The sequence below is a fragment of the Micromonospora sp. NPDC047707 genome (assembly GCF_040704235.1).
Taxonomy (GTDB): Bacteria; Actinomycetota; Actinomycetes; order Mycobacteriales; family Micromonosporaceae; genus Micromonospora.
In genome coordinates this window covers 1-2,351 of the sequence record NZ_JBEYSU010000121.1, presented here as the reverse complement: position 1 = coordinate 2,351, position 2,351 = coordinate 1, and the positions used below count along the sequence as shown (strand labels likewise).

The window sequence follows — 2,351 nt, the reverse complement described above, 5'->3', positions numbered from 1 at the left end:
CTCCTGCACGCCGCCCACGCCGCCCACGACACCGGCCTGCGCTGCTGGGCCTTCACCGGCCCGACCCCGAACCCCCTCGCCGACCTCTGCGACGACGTCCTCGCGGTGCCGTCGCCGGACAGCCAGGTGGTGCAGGAACTGCACCTGGTCTCCAGCCACGTGCTCTGCGAACACGTGGACCGGGCACTGCCGCTGGTGCGGGACGTGCCTCGGGTGCCGGCGCCGCGCGGGCGTACCGAGCGGTTCGTCGACGGCCGCGTGCTGGCCACCGCCGGCCTCCCGACCGGCCCCGGCGCGAACGGACACGGTGCGAACGGACACGGTCCGAACGGGCACGGTCCACCGGGGCACCCGGCCAACGGACACGACGGCGCCGGCCGGACGGACGGGGCGGACCGGTGAGCGGGCCGCTGGTGATCGTCGGTGACGCGCTGCTGGACCGCGACGTCGCCGGCACCGTCAGCCGGGTCTGCCCGGACGCCCCGGTGCCGGTGCTGGACGAGCGGTCGGCGACCGACCGGCCCGGCGGCGCGGGCCTCGCCGCGCTGCTCGCCGCCGCCCAGGGCACCGAGGTCACCCTGGTGACCGCCCTCGCCGACGACCCGGCCGGGGCCCGCGTGGCGGAACTGCTCACGGCCGCCGGGGTACGCGTCTACCCGCTGCGGATGCCGGGCACCACGCCCGAGAAGATCCGGTTGCGGGCGGGCGGCCAGACACTGCTGCGGCTGGACCGGGGCGGCGAGCCGACGGCACCGGCCGAACCGCCCGAGGCGGCCCTGGCGGTCATCGCCGCCGCCGGAGGCGTCCTCGCCAGCGACTACGGACGCGGCGTGCTGCGGCAGCCGGCGCTGCGGGCCGCGCTGGCGGCGGCGTCCGCTCCGGTGGTGTGGGACCCCCACCCGAAGGGGCCGGCGGCCGTGCCGGGCGCCCGGCTCGTCACGCCGAACCTGGTCGAGCTGCGCCAGCTCACCGGCGACGCCGGTGCCGGCCCGGCGCTGTCGACCGCCACCCGGGCCGGGCACGAGCTGCGGCGGCGGTGGCGCGTCGGTGCGGTGGCGGTGACGACCGGCGCGGAGGGCGCGGTGCTGTGCCACTCCGGCAGCACCCCGCTGGTCGTGCCGCCGCCCTCCCCGGTGGCGAAGGTCGAGGACACCTGCGGTGCCGGAGACCGGTTCGCCGTGGCGGCCGCCGCCGCTCTCGCCGGCGGGGCGCTGGTCTCCGAGGCGGTCGGCGAGGCCGTCGCCGCCGCGTCGGCGTACGTGGCGGCGGGTGGCGCCGCCGGACTGCACCGCGAACCGGAGCGGCCCGTCCGGCCCGAGCCCGGCCCGGCCGAGCAGGTCGTGGCACGGGTACGCGCCGACGGCGGCACCGTCGTCGCGACCGGCGGCTGCTTCGACATCCTGCACGCCGGGCACATCGCCACCCTCCAGGCCGCCCGCCGGCTCGGTGACGTGCTGGTCGTCTGCCTCAACTCCGACCGCAGCGTCCGGGGGCTGAAGGGCCCGGAGCGTCCGCTGAACACGGAGACCGACCGGGCGGCGCTGCTGTCCGCGCTGGACTGCGTGGACGCGGTGGTGGTCTTCGACGAGCCCACACCCCACGCCGTGCTGTCGCGACTGCGCCCGGACGTCTGGGTGAAGGGCGGCGACTACGCCGGCGACGGGGCGCCGGAACTGCCGGAGGCCGAACTGGTCCGCGGCTGGGGCGGCCGAATCGTCACGGTGCCCTACCTGGCCGGCCGGTCCACCACGGCCACCATCACCGCCGCGCGACAGCGCGGTGACCGACTCATCAAGGGAGCAGCATGAGCGAGCGGATCAGCCGGCTCGGTGCGGTGGCGCCGCAGGTCGTCGCCGGGGAGGCGGGGGCATGAGCAGGGAGCTGAACGGATCGGCGGTCCTGGTGACCGGGGGGTCGAGCGGGCTGGGCGCGGCGGTGGTCACCGCGGTCACCAAGGCCGGCGGGCGGCCGTACGTGCTGGACCGCCAGCCCCCGGCGGACGGGGTGCCGTGGGTGGAGTGCGACCTGGCCGACACCCGGGCCGCCGAGGCGGCCACCCGGCAGGTGCTGGAGCAGGCCGGCGGTGTGCTGACCGGCCTGGTCACCGCGGCCGGAACCGACGTGCCGGGCCGGCTGGCCGACGTGCCGGGCGAGACCTGGGACCGGATCGTCGCGATCAACCTGCTCGGCACGGCAGCGGTGGTGCGGGCCGCGCTGCCCGCACTGGAGGCCGCGCACGGCACGGTGGTGACCGTGGCGTCGACGCTGGGGGTGAAGGCGGTCAGTGACGCCACGGCGTACTGCGCGGCGAAGTTCGGGGTGGTCGGGTTCACCCGCGCCCTGGCCGCGGA

At 77.7% G+C, this 2,351-nt stretch carries 2 protein-coding genes and 1 pseudogene; all 3 read left to right on the top strand.

The features are described from left to right. Nucleotides 1–402 (top strand): annotated as a pseudogene (locus AB0873_RS32250) (hypothetical protein); the annotation flags it as partial. Continuing rightward, the gene (locus tag AB0873_RS32245; RefSeq protein WP_366604551.1) at nt 399–1,808 is read left to right on the top strand and encodes a PfkB family carbohydrate kinase; all 1,410 of its coding nucleotides are present in this window, start codon (nt 399–401) and stop codon (nt 1,806–1,808) included. The pseudogene AB0873_RS32250 and the gene AB0873_RS32245, both read left to right, overlap by 4 nt. Before the next feature lie 73 nt (nt 1,809–1,881). Then, nucleotides 1,882–2,351, top strand: a 470-nt coding sequence (locus tag AB0873_RS32240; protein WP_366604552.1) for an SDR family oxidoreductase, incomplete at its 3' end; no start/stop codon positions are given.